Source organism: Glaciecola punicea ACAM 611 (assembly GCF_000252165.1).
GTDB classification, from domain to species: domain Bacteria; phylum Pseudomonadota; class Gammaproteobacteria; order Enterobacterales; family Alteromonadaceae; genus Glaciecola; species Glaciecola punicea.
This window is the reverse complement of sequence record NZ_BAET01000023.1, coordinates 1-742: the sequence shown is the minus strand read 5'-3', so window position 1 is coordinate 742 and position 742 is coordinate 1. Positions and strand designations below refer to the sequence as shown.

2 protein-coding genes are annotated in these 742 nt (G+C 40.2%); both read left to right on the top strand.

Annotated elements, in window-relative coordinates:
* Positions 1–65 precede the first annotated feature (65 nt).
* Positions 66–440, top strand: coding sequence for a transposase (locus tag GPUN_RS09595; RefSeq protein ID WP_006006082.1), 375 nt, complete (start codon positions 66–68; stop codon positions 438–440).
* Positions 388–742, top strand: a 355-nt coding sequence (locus GPUN_RS13990) for a helix-turn-helix domain-containing protein (protein WP_141567273.1), incomplete at its 3' end; no start/stop codon positions are given. The genes GPUN_RS09595 and GPUN_RS13990, both read left to right, overlap by 53 nt.

The window sequence follows — 742 nt, the reverse complement described above, 5'->3', positions numbered from 1 at the left end:
CTGTTGTGGTTGAATTAGCAGGACACATCAATAAAGGATAAACTCCAACTTATTGAGGTGTAAAAATGACTAAACGTACAAATAAGAATTACCCAAATGATTTTAAGCAAGAAGCGGTATCACTGGTAACTGAGCAAGGTTATTCAGTTGTTGAGGCGGCTGCTTCATTAAATATTACTGATAAATTGCTTTATAATTGGGTGGCGAAATTTAAAGAACAAAGCGAAAAGTCTGAGTTATCAACGGATGAAAGAGCTGAACTCATTCAACTCAGAAAAGATAAAAAACGCTTGCAAATGGAGCGTGAAATATTAAAAAAGGCGTCTGAGGATTCAAGTCATCAAAGCAACAGGTATACTAAACTACTGATTTGCATGAGGACATTGAATGAAACGATTAAAACGTACATTTACCACAGGCGAGAGAGACCTTGTTTTTGACCTATGGAAAAACGGCGCTGGATTCAGCGATATTGGTCGCGTAATTGAGGCCAAGCCTGGCTCTGTTTTTACAATTTTACGGGAAACAGGTGGCATTAAGCCGAAACCTAGGCATCGAAATATTACACATATATCTCTGAGCGAACGCGAAGAAATACGCGTCGCGTTATCAGCAAAGAAGAGCATTCGGGCAATCGCTGAAATGTTAAATCGGTCTCCGTCAACCATATCTAGAGAAGTCGCTCGCAATCGAGGACGCAGGTATTACAAGGCTGTAGATGCAGACAATCGTGCTAAGCAAA